This is a genomic window from Anaerobacillus sp., from assembly GCF_046314235.1.
In the GTDB taxonomy this organism is placed as follows: domain Bacteria; phylum Bacillota; class Bacilli; order Bacillales; family Anaerobacillaceae; genus Anaerobacillus.
In genome coordinates, this window is record NZ_JBKBWN010000012.1 from 97,363 (window position 1) to 118,037 (window position 20,675).

General features: G+C 35.2%; 23 protein-coding genes and 1 tRNA gene. 5 read left to right on the forward strand and 19 right to left on the reverse strand.

Annotated features, from left to right (window positions below; translation table 11 throughout):
- Positions 1–123 precede the first annotated feature (123 nt).
- The 6 genes from ACK4M9_RS16260 to ACK4M9_RS16285 form a co-directional block, all read right to left on the reverse strand.
- Positions 124–459 (reverse strand): cupin domain-containing protein, encoded by a 336-nt coding sequence (locus ACK4M9_RS16260; protein ID WP_409852809.1) that lies wholly within the window; start codon positions 457–459, stop codon positions 124–126.
- 1 nt (position 460) lies between these two features.
- The gene (locus tag ACK4M9_RS16265) at positions 461–799 is read right to left on the reverse strand and encodes a cupin domain-containing protein (protein ID WP_409852811.1); all 339 of its coding nucleotides are present in this window, start codon (positions 797–799) and stop codon (positions 461–463) included.
- 104 nt (positions 800–903) lie between these two features.
- The gene (locus ACK4M9_RS16270) at positions 904–1,677 is read right to left on the reverse strand and encodes an ABC transporter permease (RefSeq protein WP_409852814.1); all 774 of its coding nucleotides are present in this window, start codon (positions 1,675–1,677) and stop codon (positions 904–906) included.
- Positions 1,652–2,713: an ABC transporter substrate-binding protein gene (locus tag ACK4M9_RS16275; protein ID WP_409852817.1), complete on the reverse strand. Its 1,062-nt coding sequence runs from the start codon at positions 2,711–2,713 to the stop codon at positions 1,652–1,654. Before ACK4M9_RS16275 ends, ACK4M9_RS16270 begins: the two co-directional genes overlap by 26 nt.
- Positions 2,697–3,428, reverse strand: a complete 732-nt coding sequence (locus ACK4M9_RS16280) for an ABC transporter ATP-binding protein (protein ID WP_409852820.1) — start codon at positions 3,426–3,428, stop codon at positions 2,697–2,699. The genes ACK4M9_RS16275 and ACK4M9_RS16280 overlap by 17 nt, the downstream gene beginning before the upstream one ends.
- A 31-nt stretch (positions 3,429–3,459) precedes the next feature.
- Positions 3,460–4,239: a class I SAM-dependent methyltransferase gene (locus tag ACK4M9_RS16285; protein WP_409852823.1), complete on the reverse strand. Its 780-nt coding sequence runs from the start codon at positions 4,237–4,239 to the stop codon at positions 3,460–3,462.
- 127 nt (positions 4,240–4,366) lie between these two features.
- Between ACK4M9_RS16285 and ACK4M9_RS16290 the strand changes: the two genes are divergently transcribed.
- The gene (locus ACK4M9_RS16290) at positions 4,367–5,062 is read left to right on the forward strand and encodes a Crp/Fnr family transcriptional regulator (protein WP_409852826.1); all 696 of its coding nucleotides are present in this window, start codon (positions 4,367–4,369) and stop codon (positions 5,060–5,062) included.
- Between the two features lie 144 nt (positions 5,063–5,206).
- Here the strand turns inward: ACK4M9_RS16290 and ACK4M9_RS16295 are convergent, their stop codons facing one another.
- The 4 genes from ACK4M9_RS16295 to ACK4M9_RS16310 form a co-directional block, all read right to left on the reverse strand.
- On the reverse strand, positions 5,207–6,289 hold the full coding sequence (locus ACK4M9_RS16295) for a DUF5050 domain-containing protein (protein WP_409852829.1): 1,083 nt from the start codon (positions 6,287–6,289) through the stop codon (positions 5,207–5,209).
- A gap of 17 nt (positions 6,290–6,306) precedes the next feature.
- Positions 6,307–6,870: an RNA polymerase sigma factor gene (locus tag ACK4M9_RS16300; protein WP_409852832.1), complete on the reverse strand. Its 564-nt coding sequence runs from the start codon at positions 6,868–6,870 to the stop codon at positions 6,307–6,309.
- A 234-nt stretch (positions 6,871–7,104) separates the two neighbouring features.
- A tRNA-Ala gene (locus ACK4M9_RS16305) sits at positions 7,105–7,180 on the reverse strand.
- A gap of 103 nt (positions 7,181–7,283) precedes the next feature.
- Positions 7,284–7,442, reverse strand: coding sequence for a hypothetical protein (locus tag ACK4M9_RS16310; RefSeq protein WP_409852835.1), 159 nt, complete (start codon positions 7,440–7,442; stop codon positions 7,284–7,286).
- Between the two features lie 308 nt (positions 7,443–7,750).
- Here ACK4M9_RS16310 and ACK4M9_RS16315 point away from each other — a divergent pair, with 308 nt between their 5' ends.
- Positions 7,751–8,761, forward strand: coding sequence for a potassium channel family protein (locus tag ACK4M9_RS16315; RefSeq protein WP_409852837.1), 1,011 nt, complete (start codon positions 7,751–7,753; stop codon positions 8,759–8,761).
- Between the two features lie 173 nt (positions 8,762–8,934).
- On the forward strand, positions 8,935–10,497 hold the full coding sequence (locus tag ACK4M9_RS16320; RefSeq protein ID WP_409852839.1) for a GGDEF domain-containing protein: 1,563 nt from the start codon (positions 8,935–8,937) through the stop codon (positions 10,495–10,497).
- 41 nt (positions 10,498–10,538) lie between these two features.
- Here ACK4M9_RS16320 and ACK4M9_RS16325 read toward each other — a convergent pair whose 3' ends face one another.
- From ACK4M9_RS16325 to ACK4M9_RS16345, 5 genes are all read right to left on the reverse strand, one after another.
- The gene (locus ACK4M9_RS16325) at positions 10,539–10,796 is read right to left on the reverse strand and encodes an ArsR/SmtB family transcription factor (RefSeq protein ID WP_409852907.1); all 258 of its coding nucleotides are present in this window, start codon (positions 10,794–10,796) and stop codon (positions 10,539–10,541) included.
- 66 nt (positions 10,797–10,862) lie between these two features.
- Positions 10,863–11,036: a hypothetical protein gene (locus tag ACK4M9_RS16330; protein WP_409852842.1), complete on the reverse strand. Its 174-nt coding sequence runs from the start codon at positions 11,034–11,036 to the stop codon at positions 10,863–10,865.
- Between the two features lie 166 nt (positions 11,037–11,202).
- Positions 11,203–11,604: a YugN-like family protein gene (locus ACK4M9_RS16335; RefSeq protein WP_409852844.1), complete on the reverse strand. Its 402-nt coding sequence runs from the start codon at positions 11,602–11,604 to the stop codon at positions 11,203–11,205.
- A 177-nt stretch (positions 11,605–11,781) separates the two neighbouring features.
- Positions 11,782–13,134, reverse strand: coding sequence for a glucose-6-phosphate isomerase (locus ACK4M9_RS16340; RefSeq protein WP_409852846.1), 1,353 nt, complete (start codon positions 13,132–13,134; stop codon positions 11,782–11,784).
- Positions 13,135–13,374: 240 nt separating this feature from the next.
- The gene (locus tag ACK4M9_RS16345) at positions 13,375–14,538 is read right to left on the reverse strand and encodes an iron-containing alcohol dehydrogenase (protein WP_409852849.1); all 1,164 of its coding nucleotides are present in this window, start codon (positions 14,536–14,538) and stop codon (positions 13,375–13,377) included.
- A gap of 318 nt (positions 14,539–14,856) precedes the next feature.
- Here ACK4M9_RS16345 and ACK4M9_RS16350 point away from each other — a divergent pair, with 318 nt between their 5' ends.
- Complete coding sequence (locus ACK4M9_RS16350) at positions 14,857–15,084, forward strand: DUF378 domain-containing protein (protein ID WP_409852852.1); 228 nt, start codon at positions 14,857–14,859, stop codon at positions 15,082–15,084.
- Between the two features lie 209 nt (positions 15,085–15,293).
- Here the strand turns inward: ACK4M9_RS16350 and yugI are convergent, their stop codons facing one another.
- The gene (gene yugI / locus ACK4M9_RS16355; RefSeq protein ID WP_409852855.1) at positions 15,294–15,707 is read right to left on the reverse strand and encodes a S1 domain-containing post-transcriptional regulator GSP13; all 414 of its coding nucleotides are present in this window, start codon (positions 15,705–15,707) and stop codon (positions 15,294–15,296) included.
- A 267-nt stretch (positions 15,708–15,974) separates the two neighbouring features.
- Here yugI and ACK4M9_RS16360 point away from each other — a divergent pair, with 267 nt between their 5' ends.
- Positions 15,975–17,351: a sodium-dependent transporter gene (locus tag ACK4M9_RS16360; RefSeq protein ID WP_409852858.1), complete on the forward strand. Its 1,377-nt coding sequence runs from the start codon at positions 15,975–15,977 to the stop codon at positions 17,349–17,351.
- 24 nt (positions 17,352–17,375) lie between these two features.
- Here ACK4M9_RS16360 and ACK4M9_RS16365 read toward each other — a convergent pair whose 3' ends face one another.
- The 3 genes from ACK4M9_RS16365 to ACK4M9_RS16375 all read right to left on the reverse strand — a co-directional run bounded on the left by ACK4M9_RS16365 (position 17,376) and on the right by ACK4M9_RS16375 (position 20,457).
- The gene (locus ACK4M9_RS16365) at positions 17,376–18,515 is read right to left on the reverse strand and encodes a DEAD/DEAH box helicase (RefSeq protein ID WP_409852860.1); all 1,140 of its coding nucleotides are present in this window, start codon (positions 18,513–18,515) and stop codon (positions 17,376–17,378) included.
- A 287-nt stretch (positions 18,516–18,802) separates the two neighbouring features.
- Positions 18,803–19,966 (reverse strand): aminotransferase, encoded by a 1,164-nt coding sequence (locus ACK4M9_RS16370; protein WP_409852863.1) that lies wholly within the window; start codon positions 19,964–19,966, stop codon positions 18,803–18,805.
- Complete coding sequence (locus tag ACK4M9_RS16375) at positions 19,963–20,457, reverse strand: Lrp/AsnC family transcriptional regulator (RefSeq protein WP_409852866.1); 495 nt, start codon at positions 20,455–20,457, stop codon at positions 19,963–19,965. The genes ACK4M9_RS16370 and ACK4M9_RS16375 overlap by 4 nt, the downstream gene beginning before the upstream one ends.
- Positions 20,458–20,675: the final 218 nt, after the last annotated feature.

Below are 20,675 nucleotides of genomic sequence, written 5' to 3' on the forward strand. Positions count from 1 at the left end.
GCTTTTTGCGACCTCTGAGGGTTTAAGGATAAAAAAACCCTTACTGTAAGGTCACTTCACAGTGAGAGTTTTCAGATAAGGATTAATTTATTAGTCTTTTATGGGCAACACCAGCTATTCAATCTATGTTTTTACAAGAATATTAACATACTTAGCATCGGTTAAGGCTTCTACACCATAATTTATATCTGCTTCAAGTGCTAAAATCTCACCAGCTTTTAAAATGATTTCATCGACTTCATTATAGGAAATTTTTACTTTCCCCTCTATAATGTGAAAGATCGTTTCCATTTCATAGTATTCTTTATCAATACTTTCACCATTGGCAAAGGAAAAAAATCTAATTTCCGTATGTTCACTATCAATAATCGCTTTACTCGCGATCTTTTTACCTGTATGTGCAACAACTTCTGTTGCTGCTAATGGCAAATAAGGTTCTATGTTTTTTAAATATTTCATGTTAATCCTCTTTAACTACTACTAAAAGAAATGACATATCTTCCTTTGCAGTAACTTGATGAGGGATATTTGCCGGCATAACAACCATTTGCCCCTTTGTTGCTTCCATTACTTCTTCACCAATTTTAACAGTTGCAACACCTTCATGAATGTAAATAAGTGCATCTCCCTTTGCTGCATGAGGTCCAACACCTTCACCTTTTCCAAAGGCTAATAAGGTAACACCTACACCTTTTTTCTGTGCTAATGTCACTGTTTCAATTTGACCTTCTTTTGGACTTACTAAACTATTAAAATCAATACTTTTCGATATTTCGATGTTCTTAATTAATTCTTGCATCTTATTTCCTCCTCATATTGTGGTAATTCCTTATCACTATTTAATTTTTTATTTTGGTTGAATTGTATTATTGTTAGTTGGCGACAAATTTCCGCTATCCCACACTAACCTTCCTTTATATCCCATTTTAAGACAACTTTTTTCATTGGACTAATAACTAGGTGATCAATGGCAATGATGATCAAAATGCTAACAATCGTCCAAGCAAATACTTTTGCAGTATCTATATTTATTCGAGCTAACGCTAATGAAAACCCAATACCACTGTCAGACCCTAGTAATTCAGCCATAATTCCAACTCGTACTGCGGCTCCCACAGCTAATGAAATAGCTGTAAAAATAGGTACTGTTAGTCCAGGTAAAATAATATTTTTTAGCGTATGAAATGGACTGCTATTATAAACGGTTGCCATTTCAAGTAATTGTTGGTCTATATTTCGCCAACCTTCTGCCGTATTTAGAAAAAAAGTAGGAAAAACAAGAACAGCAATAACAACAATTGGTACCAGTGCCCCAGTTCCAAACCAAACCATAGTAAGAACGACTATGATGATTGGGGGAATGCCTAAAATTAACGATATAATCGGTCTAAAAGCTTCATAAACTACTGAAAATCTTCCCGCAAGTAATCCAAAAATAATCGCAATTGACATCCCAATCATAAATCCTATCATCATCCGTGTAGCTGAAAGAACTAATTGGTTTTGTAACTCCCCACTTTCCACCATTCCTTTTAAGGCTAGAAGTGTTTCCATTGGGGAGGCAATTAAAATACTAGGAAAATGAAGGGACAAGAAGAACCAAACACAAAGTAAAAATAGTATTGAACAACTTTGTATAATATAGTTTTGTTTATTTTTGGTAGTAGAAACCTTCATCTGGGAGTTTACCTCCAATAATGTCTAGCGAAATCGTTGATAATTCAGTAAAGAAAAATTCAAGTTCTTCTCTAGCATCCTGTGCCGATACAAATTGTAAGTTAATGGCTGGAATTAGCTTTTCAATAAATGGTGCTTCAAGACCATCTTGATACTTAGCTAATAACTCAGCTGCCTCACTTGGTTGTTCATTTAAAAATTGAACTGACTGGGCTAATTGATTTTGAAGTTCTTCGATTACTTCTGGGTAATCCCTCACAAGTTCTCCAGTAACAATAATACCTGCTTGAGGAATTCTTGGCTCCTTACCAGTTACCTTTGCCCATTCTGCTTGTAAGTTCATCGTTTTCTTTACGTTTTGCCCTTCCTTTTTTGCTTTTGCTACGGCAAGTGAAGCTGTATGCTCTGGTAAAATCGCATACTCAGCTTTACCTGATGCTAATAATTGGACAACCTCTTGTGGTGTCGCAACATATTCAATTGTTACATCCTTTGTAATATCTAGATTATTTTTTTGTAATAAATATTGGAAGACTAAGTCAGGCATATCCCCTCTAAACGGAACATGAATCGTCTTTCCTTTTATGTCTTCAAAAGTTGTCTCATCACCGTCTGGGCCAATCATATAGAGCATACCCCAAACAAGAGTGTTAATTAATTGCACATCCATTCCTTTATTGTATAAATTTGCAGCAACATTCGTAGGAACTGCTGATATTTGCGCTTGACCACTTACAATTCTTGATCGTAATTCATCGGGATTTTTCCAAGGAAGAAATGTAACTTCATCTACAAGGCTATGCAACTCATTATCTTCTAACACTTTGTAAATAGGTGCAGCAATTGAAATTCCCATCGGAGCTTGAATGGTTAAGTTCGAGAGTGCCGGTGCCTCTTCTACAACTATAGTTTCATCACTCATATCTTTTTGATTGCTATCAATACTTGTTTTGTCTTGTGTAGAACAACCTACCACTATTGCTAGTAAGAGGATAAAAACACTTAAAAATACTAGTCTATTAAACGGTTTCAACATATCTACTTTGACCTCCAATTATACATTCGCTTAGTTCACATTTCATTTTCTGGATATAATGTTGATCCCTCTTTTTTCGTACTCTATCTAAAGAGATCTCTCTTTTTACTTTACACCGTTTATCTTCTAACATAATGATACGGTCTGCCATTCTTACAGCTTCTTCCGGATCATGTGTCACATAAACAATTCCAATATTCTTTTCTTCAATAATAGAAATGACATCTTCTTGCAATTCCCTTTTTAATGAAACATCTAAAGCTGAAAATGGCTCATCCATTAAAATAATCTTAGGATTTGAAACCAATGCTCTAGCAATGGATACACGCTGCCTCATTCCCCCTGATAACTGCTTTGGGTAACATTTAATAGACTTCTCTAATCCAACTTTTGTTAATGAATAGAGTGCTTTCTCCAACTTTTCTTGTTTATTTCCGCTCTTTACAACAAAAAGGACATTTTCCAAAACTGTCTTCCACGGAATTAACCTTGGCTCTTGAAATACGTAACCAATGTCATTTGTATAGCGTTGAATATCTCCTGCCGTATGATTTGTTAATCCTGCCGTTAAATTTAAAATCGTTGTTTTTCCACAACCAGAAGGACCTAACAATGCAATCACTTCTCCATTTTTCAACCGATAAGAAAACTTATCTACGACCGTTTGATCATTATACTTTTTCGTTACTTCATTAAATTGAACTAGCAAGCTCATTTCCATCACTCCAATTATTGCTACGGCTCTACTACTTTACTGCTGTAAAAGTGATATGACCATATAAATCATCATTGTCATCAAAGGTTTCGATTAACTGAAATAAATAATCTAGGTTATCCTGATCTTTTTTCGCATTTTCGATGATTTCAATGAGTTTATCCCAGCCTTCATCTACAATTAAACCTTTTAATGTAAGTAAACACATTTTACCAGGTTGGTTGTTTAACTCTTTAAAAGGACAAACTGCAAAAACTTGTTTCCAACCTTCTTCAGTTAATGGTTGCGCATTTACGACTAGTAGTTTTCGCATTTCTTTTAACCGTTCCTCGACACTAACGTCACTCGGGTCTTGCTTAAGAAGTAAATCATGTGTAGCAAGTCTTCCACCTGGTTTTAAGACACGATAATATTCTGAAATAGCCTTCATCTTATGTTCATTTGGTAGCATCGTTAACATTGCTTCGTTAATAACAACGTCGAATGTGCAATCGTCAAAAGGAAGTTCAAGTGCATTACCATGTTGTATTTCGATAAGTTCGTTAAGATTATGAGCAGTAATATTTGCCTTCGCTTTCTCAACACTTTCCTTATGAATATCAATTCCTGTAACATGACAACCAAATGTTTTTGCTAAATGGATAGCCGTTGTCCCCATATTTGGCGCTACTTCAAGAACTTTCGTATCTTTTGTAATTTGGCAAGCCTCAATAATTCGATTAGATGCTTCTCTTCCTCCAGGTCTTAACATCGTTTTGCCTAAAGATGCTAGAAACAAATGTGTAGGCAGTCGTTTCTTTGTTTGTGTCATGATAATTTCCCCTCACTTATTGATAATCAAACTCATTTAGATTACAATTAAGATTGTAAATGATTATCATTATCATTAGCGTGATTTAAATCACGCTTCAAAAAATATTTTTTGTGTGGGGTGTATTATGGTGTTTTTAAATGAAGTTCATACATGTCTCAGGGAGTTTCCGTCATTTAAAAACATAGATGATATAGAACTTAGGGAAATGTCTTGTTATTTTTCTTATAAAAAAGTTAAAAAAAATAATCATATTTTTCTACAAGGTGATCCTTTTCACTCCATTTATTTTTTATGCAGTGGTCGAGTTAAAATATCAAGAAGTGATACCCATGGAAGAGAACAACTGGTAGGAGTTTGTAATGATGGGGAGATGTTTCCGCACCTCGGTTATTACTTCGGCAACACTGGATACCCAGCTAGCGCGTTAGTTTTAGAAGATGCTCAATTGCTATACGTTCCTAGCGAAAACATTAGAAAACTACTAACAGACTACCCAAACGTTAGTATCATCCTTTTAAAAATAATGGGAGAAAAAATGATTGACCTTCAATGTCGTTTAGAGGAAAAACTATTATGTAGTGTCCATGAACAAGTCATTAAACTCCTCTTACGACTAGCAAAAAAACACGGCATCCGACTTTCAAATGGAACCACTTTAATTAAAACTCCATTTCAAAACAAAGAGTTAGCTTGTATCATAGGTTCTACACGTGAAACGGTAAGTAGAATTATGAACAAACTTGAAGCAAATAGTTTAATTGAAAGAGATCAAGAAGGTAGAATTATTATCAACGAGGAGTTATTAAGGGACGAGATTTAATTACTTGTCCTTAAGGATAAAACAAGGCAGTTTTTTAAGTATTAAAAAAATGGAACTTTTGAACTTGAGAACAGTTTGTTGCATTTTTTATAAAAAAATAACACCCATCCTTATATGAAGGCGGGTGTTATTCTACTCGTACTGTTACTTACTAGAAAGCATTTTTTCAACTTTATTTTCCTCAAGGCTATATTTATATAGTGTTCCTCCAGATGAGGGATGGTATAAATAAATATTACCTCCAAATACTTTTAGTTCAGTTGCTTCGATTGCGGTCAATTTTGTTAAGTTTTCTTCATCTAAGTCAATCTCAAACAAATAAGGTTCACTTGCAGGCCTTTCGTTAATAAAATATAACTTATTGTCACTAATTCCAAAAGCATTTGTTGAAGTGGATAAACTTTTACTTTTAAAGTAAGCTTTTTGTGAGATCAAACTATCTAAATTTATCTTATATAAACGGTATCCATCATTAATATTAAAAAAGAATACATCGTTCTCATATATGTAAAACTTAGATATGTTCGAACTAAATATCTTAGTAGCATTATTCCCGTCAAGATCGGCTTTATAAAGTGCCTCAGTATTGGAAAAATAAATTCTTTCTCCATAATTTATTAGTGTATGGGGAACCACATCCGAAAGCTTTTCTCGTATCATACCATCTATAGTGATTCGGTATATTCCTTCCTCATTGCTCGCGTAAATCCAATCATCTAATACAAATGATATTGAAAGTACATTAGTATTCTCTAATATTTTTTTTACGGCGCCTTCTAAGTCAGTTATAACTATATTATTAATGTCATCGGTATAGTAGATTTTGTTATCATCTATGACAAAATTATACACACTCTCATCGCTTAAACTCATCAAGTTACTCCCATCTATATTCATACTATAGAGTCTTCCTCTATCTTTGAAATTTTCAAAGAATAGTTTATTATCATATTCAACAAATGAAAGAAATGAACTTGAAGACATGCCTGCAGTCCTACCAACAATATTTATAAAAGAATTTATTCCAGTAACCATAACTATAAATACAATAGCTGCGGCAATGAGTCTTCTTTTCGTTAACACACTCTTGCGTTTAGGTATTTGAACTGAAGAAGAATTTATTTCTTCTAATCCACTTTGGCTGTTATTTTTTATATCTTCCCAAACATCCACCTCAATACTACTAACCGCTTTTGAAAGCGAATTTAGAATCTTTTTATTATCCATAAAACTGATCCCTTCTTTCATAATTTTATTTGGTTAGATAATATTTTTCTTAACTTTTCTAGAGCTCTGATATAGTACCATCTTTCTGTTACTTGTGAAATATTTAAGAGAGCAGCGATTTCTCTGTGCTTTAAACCAGAGACAGCATGTAAGATTACAATTTGACGTTCATTTTCATTAAGTTTTGTAAACGCTTCTTGGAGAAGGTATCTTTCAATAAACATTTCAACCTCTTGTGGTCTATCTTTACTAGAATTCTGTTTTAGAATTAATTCGTCAATCGAGTTGTTATTATTAAATATGTTGATTTCACACTTTCTTTTTTTAAGTAAGTTTAAAGATAAATTACGAGTAATTTGGAAAATCCAAGCCGGACCGTTAGTTCCTTCTTGGTAAGAATTAGACTTGGTTTTAATTCTGATAAATGTTTCTTGTACAACATCTTCTGCTAATGATTTATCTCTAATAATGGACAAAGCAAGAGCAAAAACAGCCTTGTGCATTTTTATATATAGCTTCTCAAAGGAACTTTCATTAGCACCCTTAATTTCTGTAAGTAACGTGTTCACATCATTTTTCAATTGCTTTTCACCTCCTCTATAGTTATAAACAATTTAAAAGGATAATTTGTTGGAAAAGAATATAAACTTTTTCAATTCTATCACTATTATTAGTGTTACATTAATTATTCCGCCATTAAATCGTCACCATTTCTTTATTGTTTGCTCCTCTTTTTTCAATCTCCAATCTCGAAAAACAAAAAAACGACCCAATTCCCTGCTTTAGCGAGAAACTGAGTCGTTATGTACGTTGGTTGGTGGAGACTAGCGGGATCGAACCGCTGACCTTTTGGCTGCCAGCCAAACGCTCTCCCAGCTGAGCTAAGCCCCCACATTTTTATATCAATAAAATGATTATAGACAAATTGGAGCGAAAGATCAATCTAAATTTTTACCAATTTTCGATATTTCACTAGGAACTCACTTCGTACTACTTAAAACAATCCAAACAGCACATAGTACGCAACACCTGCTACAACGGCTGCAATAAGCGCTGTTAAGATATTTTCCTTTGTAAGTTTTTTATGTTTCACAAAGTCGAAAATTAGCCAACCGATAAAGATTGTTATGATAAATACGATAACTTGAACCACCTGTTTCACACCCTTTAATTCATTTACCTATCCATCATAACATAACGCAACTTTCTGTGAAAAAATTTCGGTCAGGTGGTTTCGTTTCGTCACCACATGAACAGGGGTGTATATGAAAACTATTTGAAATTTCGCCCCTTGAACGAGCCTCAAAAATCCAATCCAATTTTACAGCGAAGAGAAAGGAAAGACAGCGACTTTTCATTGGCGATCGCCCAATTTTAGATAGTTTCAAAAGAATTGGTTATACTAAGCAACACATGAATTTGTTAACAATAGCTATTCCTTTGTAAAGAGAGGGGTTTTCGATGAACTTTTCTGCAGTTGCACATACGTATGCTCGTTTCCCTGTTGTTTTACGATTGTTTTTGATGGTTGCTTTTTTGGTTGTCACTGCAGGTGTTACGATCCATTATATTGAGCCAGATACATTTCCAACTGTGTTTGAAGGAATTTGGTGGGCTATTGTTACAGCTTCGACGGTTGGTTATGGTGATTATACTCCAGTCACTAATGTTGGGCGTTTTCTTGCGTTTTTGGTAATCTTGTTTGGGATTGGTGTTGTCTCGTTTTTTGTTACGTCGTTAGCTTCAACTGCAATCACAACGAGAAACGCCTTTAAACATGGTGAACTTTCCTTCAAAAAAGATGGACATTATGTCGTCATCGGTTGGAATGAACGAGCAAAAAATACGATTGCCCAACTACAACAGTTAAATGACCGTCTTGACATTGTCCTCATTGATCAAACGATGAAGCAATGCCCAATCAATAACAATATGATCCATTTTATACGTGGTAACCCTTTAGAAGATAAAACTTTAGAACGCGCTAATATTGAAAAAGCGCACACAGTCGTCATTACAGCAAATCTACATGGTCACGAGGCTGAGGCCGATGCAAAAAGTATCATTACACTTCTAGCAATCAAGGGCTTAAACACAAATATATATAGTATCGTTGAACTATTAACACCTGAACAAAAAAATAATTGCCTACGGGCTGGTGCTGATGAAATTATAGAAACTTCATTGCTTTCTAGTTTAGCGATGGTAAATAGCACATTGTATCATGGGATTACAAAAATCATTTACCAGCTTTTAGATCATCAAAATGATCATATGCTTCTGTACGATGAGGTCGAAAAACAGTTTGTCACAAAGACTTATTGCGATTGCCTTTTACACTATGAGGGTAAAAGTAAGCTGATTATTGGATTGTACCGAAAAGATGAAGTAATTTTGCATCCTCTCCCTACTACTGTTATTGAAGACGGTGATCAATTTATTGTTATTCAAAGCGGGGGACACACTAGCTAAGCAGAACTAGTTACGTATAATTAGTAGTAAATAGTTGGGCTAATTATGAGTCTCCTTCCCCCTACCATTAAATTAGCTACTTAATTCCCTTTATTGTCCAACCATATTCTCATTGATAAAAGCACTTATGTAATAGTATAATTTACCTATACGACTACAAGGAGAAGTGACATATGAGAAAAACACCTATACTTATGCTAGCAATTTTATCATATGGAATCTTCTATTTTTTATGGTTAACTTTCTCTCCTGAACTTCATGCAAGTAATGTTTCAGGCCTATTTGCAATAGCAGCACCACTTTTTTCACTACTATTACAAATTCAAATCTACAATACGATCACTGGTCCAAGACGTAATTTTATCTTTTTATTTATAATGGGAACACTTTCCTATTTGATCGCTGAACTTATCTGGAATTATCAGATGATCTTTCTTTATTCGAATGAAGAGCTTCCCTACCCTGGCATTAGTGACATTTTTTATTTTTCCAATTCGATTTTGTTTATTGTTGCGTTCTTTTACCTTGTTTCAACAAATAGTCAACGCCTCAGGAATTTTAACTTTCTACTAGATTTAATCATTATTTACAGTACGATTGTTGTCCTATTAACAATGGAAGTTTTCGTTCCGATGTTTGAAGCGACGAGCGGTTTTACTTTATTAGAAATTATTGTTTCGACTTTGTACCCCTCGTTTGTTTTATTATTATTAATCTCAATGGTCATTTGTTTTGTCTATCAGCATATCGTATTTGAACGAAGAACAATGTTGCTATTTATGGCAGCTATTTCCCTTCAATTTCTTGGTGATACCGTATTTACAGTTGCCGTCTATCTTGGTATGTTTCACAATGACAGCTTCTTAGAACCAATTTGGAGCATAAGTATTTTATTGTTTGGTTTAGCTATATTTAGTTTAGCTGAAAATAAAACCGAGGAATCAAAACAAATTGTCCCTGTTAAACTAAGCTATAAATGGAGTGTAAGCCGAATGTTCACCCAAAGCGGTTGCATCCTTACATTGCTCTACTTGGTTGTTAGTAGGAATTACCATGATGTATATAAATATGTTTTATTTGGAATGATCCTGTTAGTTCTTTTAAGGCAAATTCTATCTAGTTATCAAAATCATAAACTTCTAACTTCATTGTCTGAGATGAAAGCTGACTTAGAGCAAAAAGTAGTTGATCGGACACATCAGCTCTCTAGAAAGAATGAAGATCTCAAAATAGCTCTTGATAAAATTAATTATATGGCGTTGCATGATGACTTAACTGGACTCCCTAATCGTCGTGCTCTTCATGAAAAACTCAAAGGGTTAATAGAGGAAACTAAGCCGTTTACATTAATATTTATCGATGTGAATAAATTCAAAGAAATTAACGATACACTCGGGCACCACTACGGCGACAAAATGTTACAAACTATCTCACGCCTATTAAATGAAGCTACTAAAGACGTAGGTACTGTCTATCGTCAATCTGGTGACGAGTTTATTATTACAATTGAAACTATTGATCAGGCATCTATTGAAGATACGATTAGTCGCATTAACCAGTATGCAACATTTCCGATTCGAATATTACAAAGTGAGTTAGCGATTAGCTTCAGTATTGGAATTGCCCAATACCCTACGGACGCTACAACGATTGACGAAATTATTAACCTTGCTGATATTGCGATGTATAAAGCCAAGAAGAAAGATCATAACTCTAATTTTTTAAAATCAAATTAAAAAGAGGTAATCGGCAAAATGCCTGATTACCTCTTTTTTTGCTAAGTGGTAAAAATACAACAGAGCTGGTTTGATAAAATTTTATTTACTTCAACTTCATTTAACTGATAGTAACTCCAAGTTCCTTCTGTTTCCTTGCTTATGAAATCGGCATCTAATAGGATCTTTAAGTGGTACGATAATTTTGATTGTTTCATATCCATAATTTCGCATAAATCACAAACACAGATTTTTTTCCGGACACATAGCTCATGCATAATTTGTAGACGTTTTTCATCTGCTAATGCTTTGAATTTCATTTCGTATTCTTTAAAACAAATTGAGGGGTTCGAGTTTAAAATCTTTAATTCTTCCACTTATACCACCTATACAATGCAGCAAACGCTTGGGCAGCAAGACTTTGGTTGTCTTTCAAAGAGCCCTTTAAAAAGGTTTAGTCTGAATTCACCTTTCATTTTAGCGACTTTCGTCATTTCACTTTTCACTTGCTGCTGACGGTAATCCACTTCAGTCTTTACTAAATAATAATTGTTTGTCATTTTTATTTTCCTCCTATTATAAATCAATTATTTTTGATGTATTAACTTTATTAAATCAACTTTTTTTGATCTAAGGAAATTATACTTTCTATCCCAAAATTTAGCAAGGGGTTTAATCAATTTTTTTTGATTTATTTTTTCAAAAGAAAAAGCTAACCAGTCTAGGTTAGCTATAAAGCAATATTGCTTCTAACTCTTTTACCAAATCTTGGCCTGTTTTCACCCAATTTTGCGGGAACTGTGCGTCACTGTCGACGGGTTCTGAGAATTGGTTTACCCACGGATTTGGATCAGCAACGTGATCATCTAAACCCTTATTGTATTTATGTGCTAATAAAAACGGTCTTCCGAGCTGAACAACAACGCCCCTTTGATCTAATTCACCATCAATTGCTACAAACGGAACACGTAAAAACAGGTAACTAACCTCGTCATCCATTTTGTAATCGAAGTATCCATGGTCATAATCCCAGTTACCACCAATATCATAGCCAAGTGGTTTTAACTTTTTTTCTAGATCAATCAGTTTGTATTGCTTATTTTCAATTTCGGATGGCATTTCAATCATTGGTTTTCCTCCTCAAGACAACAATCCTACTTATAGATTGTCCGATTGAAGAAATAAAATGTAAGACTGGCTATTATTGTTGAAAAAATACGAAAAAGATGGTGACGGAACTTTTCCACCACCATCTTGATCGAAATTATTTTTTCAATACACTCTCAATTAAGGAGCTAGTTTTCTTTATTTTAAACGTGCTTCTAATTTTGCTTTTTCTTCTTCAAATCCTGGCTTACCAAGTAGAGCAAACATATTTTTCTTATATGCTTCTACACCCGGTTGGTCAAATGGGTTAACGCCAAGTAAGTAGCCACTAATTGCACATGCTTTCTCAAAGAAGTATACCAAGTATCCAAAATGATATGGTGTAAGTTCTGGAATAGAAACGATTAAGTTTGGAACGCCACCATCAGTATGAGCAAGCATTGTCCCTTGGAAAGCTTTTTTATTTACGAAATCCATCGTCTTTCCAGCTAAGTAATTTAAGCCATCTAAATCACTTGATGCTTCTTCGATAACGATTTCTTTTTCAACTTTTTCTACTTGTAAGACTGTTTCAAATAAGTCACGACGTCCGTCTTGAACATATTGGCCCATTGAGTGAAGGTCTGTTGAGAAGTCTACTGAAGCTGGAAAAATTCCTTTTTGATCTTTTCCTTCGCTTTCCCCGTAGAGCTGCTTCCACCATTCTGCAACAAAGTGAAGTGCAGGCTCATAATTGACCATTAGTTCAATTGTTTTCCCTTTATTGTAAAGAGCATTACGAACAGCAGCATATTGATAAGCATTGTTTGTATTCAAGTCTGGGTTATCAAGGTCTTTTTGCGCATCAAGAGCACCTTCCATCATTGCGTCAATATCAACACCACTAACCGCAATCGGTAAAAGTCCTACAGCAGTTAGAACAGAGAAACGTCCACCTACATCATCAGGTACAACAAATGACTCGTATCCTTCTTCTGTAGCTAATGTTTTTAACGCGCCACGTGCTTTGTCCGTTGTTGCAAAAATACGTGTACGGGCCTCTTCAACACCATATTTTTTCTCTAAGTAGTCACGGAAAATACGGAAAGCAATGGCTGGCTCAGTAGTCGTTCCTGATTTAGAAATAACATTAACAGATACATCTCTTCCTTCTAGGACATCAAATAGATCACGAACATATGTAGAGCTAATGTTATGTCCTACAAAAATCACTTGTGGCGTTTTGCGAGCTTCTTTTGAAAGGACGTTATAGAATGTGTGGTTTAATGCTTCAATAGCAGCGCGAGCTCCTAAATATGAACCACCAATTCCTACTACTAGTAATACATCAGAGTCGTTTTTAATTTTTTCAGCCGCTTTCTTAATGCGGTAAAACTCTTCGCGATCATAATTCTCTGGTAAATCCACCCAACCAACATACTCGTTTCCTGCACCAGTTTTGTTATGTAAGGCAGTATGGGCAGCTGTAACTGCGTCTTGTAAATAAGTAACTTCGTGCTCTTGAATAAAATCTAATGCTTTCGAGTAGTCAAAATGTAATTTCTCACTCATAAATAAACACTCCTCATTGTTATTCTTTTTGGGCATAGCTATAGTATATGTCAACATCGACATAACTAGGCCGAAAAAAATAGTGAAATTAAGTCGAATCTTGATACAGAAACTCTCACATTCACTTTATTAAAAGAAACGAAACAAATCAAGTTCCCTTTTTTATGTAAGCGCAAACATTCTAAAATATATTACAAAAAAAAGAACATTGGGACAAAAAAAGCCCAACACTCTTCATTATTATAGTGATTTACTTAAAATCTCCACTACATCCTCTTTCATTAACTTTTTAAAGTTTCCAAAAGGACCATAAACCATCGCTTTATCAGCCATTAAATCAAGATTAGTATCATCAATATCGTAATCGCTTAATCGACTAGGTGCACCTAAGCTTTGCCAAAATTGTTCAAGCTTTTGGATCCCTTCTTCGGCAATTTCTTCCTCTGTCTTATTATTTGGATCTACAGACCATACGCGAACAGCCAGTTGGTTTAGTTTTCTTAAACCTAGTTTCTTAACATGTCGCAACCACTGAGGATAGATAATCGCTAATCCCCCTGCATGAGGAATATCATAAATTGCTGAAATTGAGTGCTCAATATTATGAGAGGCCCAATCTCCTCTAGCTCCCATCTGTAAAAAACCATTTAATGCGATTGTACCAGAATATAAAATCGTCTCTCTTAGCTCGTAATTTTCGAGGTCGTCTAACAGCTTTGGAGCTGCTTCAATAACAGTTAATAAAACAGCTTCACACATTCGTTCCTGCAGTGGGGTATTCGATGTTGGATGAAAGTATTGTTCGAAGACATGAGTCATCATATCAACAATTCCATAAACTGTGTGATCCTTTGGAACTGTAAACGTGTTAACGGGTTCTAAAATTGAGAACTTCGGGTATACATGCGGGCTACCCCAACCATACTTTTCTTTCGTTTCCCAATTCGTAATAACTGACCCTGAGTTCATTTCTGATCCAGTTGCAGCAAGGGTTAGTACCGTACCAAATGGTACCGCTGAAGTTGGAAGATGTTTTTTAGTTACAATATCCCAAACATCGCCTTCGAAATGTGCACCAGCAGCTATTGCCTTTGTACAATCAAGAACACTACCGCCACCTACTGCTAAAATAAATTCAATTTTTTCCTTTTTACATATTTCTACACCTTTATGGACTGTCGTAAGACGTGGGTTTGGCTCGACTCCTGCTAATTCAAAAACCTCTGCACCAATTTCACTTAATTGATTTAAAACGGCATCATACAATCCACTTCGTTTAATACTACCGCCACCATATACTAGGAGCACTTTATTCCCATACTGTGGTACCTCTTTTTGTAGCTGTTCGAGTTGATTTTGACCAAAAATTAGTTTTGTCGGATTGTGAAAACTGAAATTATCCATCTTTAACACCAACCTTTCTATTCAATTACTATTATGTACGAATGTCCTTTTTTACGTAAAGGAATAACTATTAAAAATGTAAACTTTTTAAAGAAATTGCCAGACGGTTATCACAAAATTGTTTTTAAACACATTTTAATTTTAGATTTCAATTCCCAAAATGTATAAAATTGTAGTTACTTTGTCATTCTAACAGTAGAAGGTTAGCTTCTTATATTATCGATTCAGGTAGTGTAAGAAAAACTTGACTTGTCACTAGCGGTGGCGAGCAGGCTCTTCTAGTTACTTACGAATCCCCCGTTTAAGGAGGTGAGAGGAATGAGCGGAATTCAACGCTTTGCTTTAGTACTTGCAATTATTGGTGCGATTAACTGGGGCTTAATTGGGTTCTTTCGCTTCGATTTAGTTGCTGCGATCTTTGGTGGTCAAGCTGCTGGATTTTCAAGATTTATTTATGCTTTAGTCGGACTTGCAGGGTTATATTGTATCTCCATCCTTTTCAAACCTGATGCAGAACTAGAAAGAAGCCCACAAACTGAAAGATAAGCCTTCTTTCTATTGAGGCTGGCTTGTAGATGTAATCGTTATCTAAAGGACGACTGACATTTACAAAGTCAGCCTCTTTTCTCATTTCCTAGGGAATAATTTGTCAGTTATGGGAGATATCAACCTTATAGTGATTTGTTTCGACAACACCCGCTTTAAAAATAATATAAAAAAGCAACCGACTATATAGATCGATTGCAATTTCACATTTATTTTTTCGTACGCTTGTTAAGGTCTGCTTGAATTTCGTTTGATTGTTTTAACCAACCTTTTAACTTTTCTTCAAGAGTATTGAAACCTTGGCTCTTTTCTTGAGCAACTTCAACTTTTCTCGGTCTTTCAGTGCGAGGCTTTGCTGGTCTAGCTGGCTTTTCTGGCGCAGCTACAGTTTCACGAATTGAAAGTGAAATTTTCCCTGTGTCTCCATCAATAGACATAACCTTTACTTTAACTTCATCACCTACTGAAAGGTGTTCGTTAATATCTTTAACAAATCCGTGAGCAACTTGAGAAATATGAACTAAGCCCTGTTTTTCTCCATCAATAGCTACAAACGCTCCAAAAGGCTTAATTCCTGTAACTTTCCCTTCAACTACACTTCCTACTTCTAAATGATCTGACATGAAAACAACTCCTAACTATTTTTTAACTTATTAAGTATAGCACAAATCACAATAATAAACAAAGATACGTTTTCAATTCTAAATATACCTTGTTATTTTTTACTTAATATTTAAACTCATTCATTAGAGCTGCTATTTATTTTCTACTATTTCTATTTCAAATAAGTTAGGCGAATTTCATACTATTTTCACTTTATAGTTGACAATGTAATGCAATCCACTTATAGTAACTTACATTACTTTTTAGATGAAGGGCGTTATATAATCATGACAAAACACAATCAGTGGTCATCAAAACTTGGTTTTATTTTAGCTGCAGCAGGGTCTGCGATAGGATTAGGCGCAATCTGGAAGCTTCCATATGTTGCTGGAACTAGCGGTGGCGGAGCATTTTTCCTCATTTATTTATTGTTTACAGTTTTTTTAGGGGCACCACTACTAATTTCAGAGTTTATCATTGGTAGAAGTACGCAAAAGGAGGCCATCTCTGCCTACAAAAGCATAGCTCCTAACTCATCCTGGCATTTTGTAGGGATATTAGGTGTTGGTACATCGATAGTATTACTTTCGTTTTACAGTGTTGTCGGTGGTTGGATTGTTAATTATTTATTACGGAGTCTTACCGGTAGTCTAAGTAAACTCGAATTGGTAGATTATCAACAGCTATTTGGAACAATAATTTCCAACCCATTTCAGGCAATCGGTGCACATTTACTATTTATCATTCTGACAGTGCTTATTGTTCAAGGTGGTGTCCAAAAAGGCATTGAGCGTGTAAGTCGTTTCATGATGCCTTCGCTTTTTATCTTGTTTATCATTTTAGTTACTCGCTCATTAACATTAGAAGGAGCATTTGAAGGTGTTAGCTTCTTTTTGAAGCCAGATTTTTCTGCTGTTAGTTCTGAAACGATATTATTTGCTTTAGGACAAGCATTTTTTGCATTAAGTCTAGGTATATCAACAATGGTTACATATAGTTCCTATTTACAAAAAGGTGAAAGTCTACCGCGATCAATGTTTTCAGTCGTTGGGTTAACCATTTTAATTTCAATTTTGGCCGGCCTCGCGATCTTCCCAGCCGTTTTTGCTTTGGGCTTCGAACCAACTGAAGGCCCAAGTTTGATCTTCACAGTATTACCAGCAGTTTTTAATGAAATGGCATTCGGTACTCTCTTTCTCGTGTTGTTTTTAGCTTTACTATTGTTTGCCACGATCACATCAGCAATCTCATTATTAGAGATCATTGTTGCCTCACTTACGAAGGGAAGTAATGATACCCGTAGGAAAATGGCTTGGACATCAGGTATTATCATCTTTACGTTAGGAATTCCTTCAGCACTTTCATTTGGTTTATTAGAAAACTCGCTGATATTTGGACTAACATTTTTTTCCCTTATGGATTTTTTAGTAAGCAATATATTTCTACCACTAGGCGCACTATTGATCGCGCTATTCGTGGGAAATAAAATACCAAAAGAAATACTTTATAAAGAAATCTCCCAAGGATCGTCGGTTCCCTATCAATTGTTTAAACTTTGGTATTTTTTAATTCGATATGTAACACCCGTTGCGATCATTTTTGTTTTTTTACATGCTTTAGGAATTTTTTCATTCATCAAAAAAATGGTGCTAACATTTGGTTAGCACCATTTTTTGATATTGTGTTCGTTACTTATCCGTAAACTTCCCAAATGCAAGTTCTTTTTCATTCATTTTAATTCGCAATTTCTTTTGAAATTTATCAATGATGAAAAATTCTTTATGGGTCACGAGAGTAATGACTACTCCTTTTTTCCCCATCCTTCCTGTTCTTCCAGCACGATGAACATAGGCGTCTTCGTTGACAGGTGGGTGTATGTTGATAATATGTGTGACGTCATCAACATCAAGTCCTCTTGCCGCGACATCTGAAGCAACAACAATTTCTATTTCTCCTGTTTGTAGCTGCTGTAATACTTTTGCCCGTTCGTGTTTATCGCTATCACTTGATAACGCAGCAACCTTCATCCCCTTAAATTGAAATTTCTCTGTTGTTTCAGCCACTTTATCTAAATGGTTAACAAAGATAATACCTCGTTTAATATTTAAACTATGTACTAGCCTTCTTGCGACATCAATACGTTCACGATCCTCACACTTTAAAAATGCGTGCTCTACTTTTTCAGTTTCTAATTTTTCATCACTGGAAACGAGGGTAACTGTTGATCGAATGAGGGTTTCAATATCTTCGAGTAAGTTACCAGGAATTGTCGCTGAGAAAAACATGTATTTTGCGTCCTTATCCATTCGTTTAGAAATTTCTACGAACGATTGTCTCGTTTCCCTTTCCTGTAGCATGCGATCTGCCTCATCTACTACAACCATCTTACATTGATGAATTTTCAACTTCTTTTGTTGAGCTAACTCTAAAATGCGTCCTGGAGTCCCAACAATGATTTGCGGCTTTTGTTTTTTCAGTTTGTCAAGTTGCCTTTTTATGTTGGCACTACCAATAAACACATCAATATTAAAACTTGTGCCTGCGACAAGCTCTTCCATGACACGGAAAATTTGCATCGCTAATTCATGAGTTGGTGCCAGTACGATACCTTGAAGTTCCTTGTTCGATTCATCCATGCCAGATAATAAAGGCAGAAGATAGGCTAATGTTTTTCCCGAACCTGTTTTTGATCTCCCCACAACATTGTTCCCAGCTAATATTTGTGGGATTGCTTCACTTTGTATTTGTGTTGGTGTTGTAATATTCATTTTCTCTAATCCTTTTTGTAAAAAAGGAGCGATTTCAAACTGCGTAAATCCATTTTCCATTGTATCACCTTTCAATCCGTTGTTTTCTTCTCTTAGTTACTATACCTAATAGAACTTAAAAGAACAAACGTAAGTTAGAAAAACATCCCACAACAAGAAAATTAATTGTTTTTTTATAAAATACTGATTGGAATACATATTTTTTGGAAAAGATATGAAAGTATACAATTTAGTATTCCCCCTATTTAGGAAGAAACTTTTACGAGTTTCTTCTTTTTTTATATTTAACAAAAACACCATCTAAAAATAAAAAAACGATTAGCTTTTACACTAACCGCTTTAGGTAATTATAGGCTCTGCAAAAATCGATCAATTCTAGTTACTGCTTCTTTTAAATTATCTAATGAGGTCGCATAGGAACAGCGAATATGCCCTTCACCACCAAGACCAAAGACATGGCCTGGGACTACAGCGACCCGTTCTGTTAGAAGTAGCTGCTCAGCAAACTGTTCTGAGGTTAATCCCGTATTTTTAATTGATGGGAATGCATAAAAAGCTCCACCTGGTACGTGGCAAGGAAGTCCGATCTCGTCAAATGATTTCACAAAATAATTTCGACGTTGCTTATAGCTTTGCACCATTTTTTCCACGTCATCCATACCATTTTGGAGTGCTTCAATCGCCGCATGTTGGGCCATTGTTGAGGCACACATCATCGTATATTGATGAATTTTTAACATCGCACTCGTAATATCACTAGGAGCTGTTACAAACCCTAATCTCCAGCCTGTCATCGCAAATGCCTTTGAAAATCCTGAGATTAAGATGGTCCGATCTCTCATTCCTTCTATATTAGCAATGCTTGAATGTGTATGATCATAGGTCATTTCAGCATATATTTCGTCTGAAATAACAAGCAAGTCATATTTTTCAACGATTTTAGCAATCCCTCGCAGCTCAGCTTCGGTCATTGTTGAACCTGTTGGATTGTTTGGAAAGCTAAGCATAATCGCCTTCGTATTTGGACTGATAGCATTTTCTAGTTGTTCAGGAAGTAGCCGAAAGTTAGTCTCAACTGTGGTTCCTACCGGTACTGCCTTGCCACCAGCAAGAGTGACTAATGGAGCATAGGAAACAAATGTCGGTTCAACAACAATGATTTCATCTCCAGGATCTATGATCGCCCGTAAAGCAATATCAAGAGCCTCGCTCGCTCCTACCGTGACGATAATCTCATCTTTTGGTTGATATGCTAATTGAAACTGTTTATTCATATATTTTGCAATTTCCACTCTAAGCTCTAATAAGCCTGCATTAGCTGTATACGATGTATAGCCTCTTTCAAGGGAAGATATACAAGCTTCACGAACAGCCCAAGGTGTTATAAAATCAGGTTCACCGACCCCAAGGGAGATGATATTATCCATTGATGATGCTAAATCAAAAAATTTACGAATTCCTGAAGGTGGAATTTCGTTTACAAGCTTTGATGTTCTAGTGCTAGATTTCATGGTGTAATCACAATCCTCTGATCTTCTTCACCATCACTAAACACAACACCATCATGTTTATATTTTTTTAACTGAAAATGTGTCGTTGTAGAAATAACTGAATCTATGGTTGATAGTTTCTGCGAGACAAACTTTGCAACTTCTTGCATCGTTTTCCCTTCGATAACAACAGCCAAATCATAAGCACCAGACATTAAATAAAGTGCTCTAACTTCTGGAAAGCGATAAATTCGCTCAGCAACATCGTCAAAGCCTACTCCTCGTTTTGGTGTTACTTTTACATCAATCATTGCAGTTACTGTTTCTGTTTCAGTGATCTTTGTCCAGTCTATAACAGCTGAATACCCTAGTATTACTTTCTGCTCTTCTAGCTCTTTAATAATCTCTTCAGTTTCTGCAACAGTCAAATCGACCATTTTAGCCAATGTCTCAGCTGACATCCTCGCATTTTGTTCAATTAGCTGTAATATTTCTAGCTCTTTACCGTCCAAGAAAAGTCCCCCTTAAAATAAACCATAACAATTTCTTAAGTTCTCAAGTTCACATGTTAATTCACTTATTAAATAATTTTTATGCAAACTATCATACCATAATTTTATCTAATAACGAGAATGTTTTTTATTATTCTGAAACTTAAAAAGTAAATATACTCTAACCTGTTTGTAAAAAATATCTAAGAGATGTTATTAATTGTATACCAACCGTAGAA

Coding starts and splice junctions, on each gene's coding strand:
- ACK4M9_RS16325 (WP_409852907.1), bottom strand. CDS start 10,796: ATGAAATTCAAAGCATTAGCAGATGAAAAACGTCTACAAATTATGCAT.
- ACK4M9_RS16315 (WP_409852837.1), top strand. CDS start 7,751: ATGAACTTTTCTGCAGTTGCACATACGTATGCTCGTTTCCCTGTTGTT.
- ACK4M9_RS16270 (WP_409852814.1), bottom strand. CDS start 1,677: ATGAAGGTTTCTACTACCAAAAATAAACAAAACTATATTATACAAAGT.
- ACK4M9_RS16330 (WP_409852842.1), bottom strand. CDS start 11,036: ATGACAAACAATTATTATTTAGTAAAGACTGAAGTGGATTACCGTCAG.
- ACK4M9_RS16295 (WP_409852829.1), bottom strand. CDS start 6,289: ATGGATAATAAAAAGATTCTAAATTCGCTTTCAAAAGCGGTTAGTAGT.
- ACK4M9_RS16370 (WP_409852863.1), bottom strand. CDS start 19,966: ATGAAATCTAGCACTAGAACATCAAAGCTTGTAAACGAAATTCCACCT.
- ACK4M9_RS16285 (WP_409852823.1), bottom strand. CDS start 4,239: ATGACACAAACAAAGAAACGACTGCCTACACATTTGTTTCTAGCATCT.
- ACK4M9_RS16345 (WP_409852849.1), bottom strand. CDS start 14,538: ATGGATAATTTCAGTTTTCACAATCCGACAAAACTAATTTTTGGTCAA.
- yugI (WP_409852855.1), bottom strand. CDS start 15,707: ATGTCAGATCATTTAGAAGTAGGAAGTGTAGTTGAAGGGAAAGTTACA.
- ACK4M9_RS16265 (WP_409852811.1), bottom strand. CDS start 799: ATGCAAGAATTAATTAAGAACATCGAAATATCGAAAAGTATTGATTTT.
- ACK4M9_RS16335 (WP_409852844.1), bottom strand. CDS start 11,604: ATGATTGAAATGCCATCCGAAATTGAAAATAAGCAATACAAACTGATT.
- ACK4M9_RS16340 (WP_409852846.1), bottom strand. CDS start 13,134: ATGAGTGAGAAATTACATTTTGACTACTCGAAAGCATTAGATTTTATT.
- ACK4M9_RS16365 (WP_409852860.1), bottom strand. CDS start 18,515: ATGGAAAATGGATTTACGCAGTTTGAAATCGCTCCTTTTTTACAAAAA.
- ACK4M9_RS16275 (WP_409852817.1), bottom strand. CDS start 2,713: ATGTTGAAACCGTTTAATAGACTAGTATTTTTAAGTGTTTTTATCCTC.
- ACK4M9_RS16350 (WP_409852852.1), top strand. CDS start 14,857: ATGAGCGGAATTCAACGCTTTGCTTTAGTACTTGCAATTATTGGTGCG.
- ACK4M9_RS16320 (WP_409852839.1), top strand. CDS start 8,935: ATGAGAAAAACACCTATACTTATGCTAGCAATTTTATCATATGGAATC.
- ACK4M9_RS16280 (WP_409852820.1), bottom strand. CDS start 3,428: ATGAGCTTGCTAGTTCAATTTAATGAAGTAACGAAAAAGTATAATGAT.
- ACK4M9_RS16360 (WP_409852858.1), top strand. CDS start 15,975: ATGACAAAACACAATCAGTGGTCATCAAAACTTGGTTTTATTTTAGCT.
- ACK4M9_RS16260 (WP_409852809.1), bottom strand. CDS start 459: ATGAAATATTTAAAAAACATAGAACCTTATTTGCCATTAGCAGCAACA.
- ACK4M9_RS16290 (WP_409852826.1), top strand. CDS start 4,367: ATGGTGTTTTTAAATGAAGTTCATACATGTCTCAGGGAGTTTCCGTCA.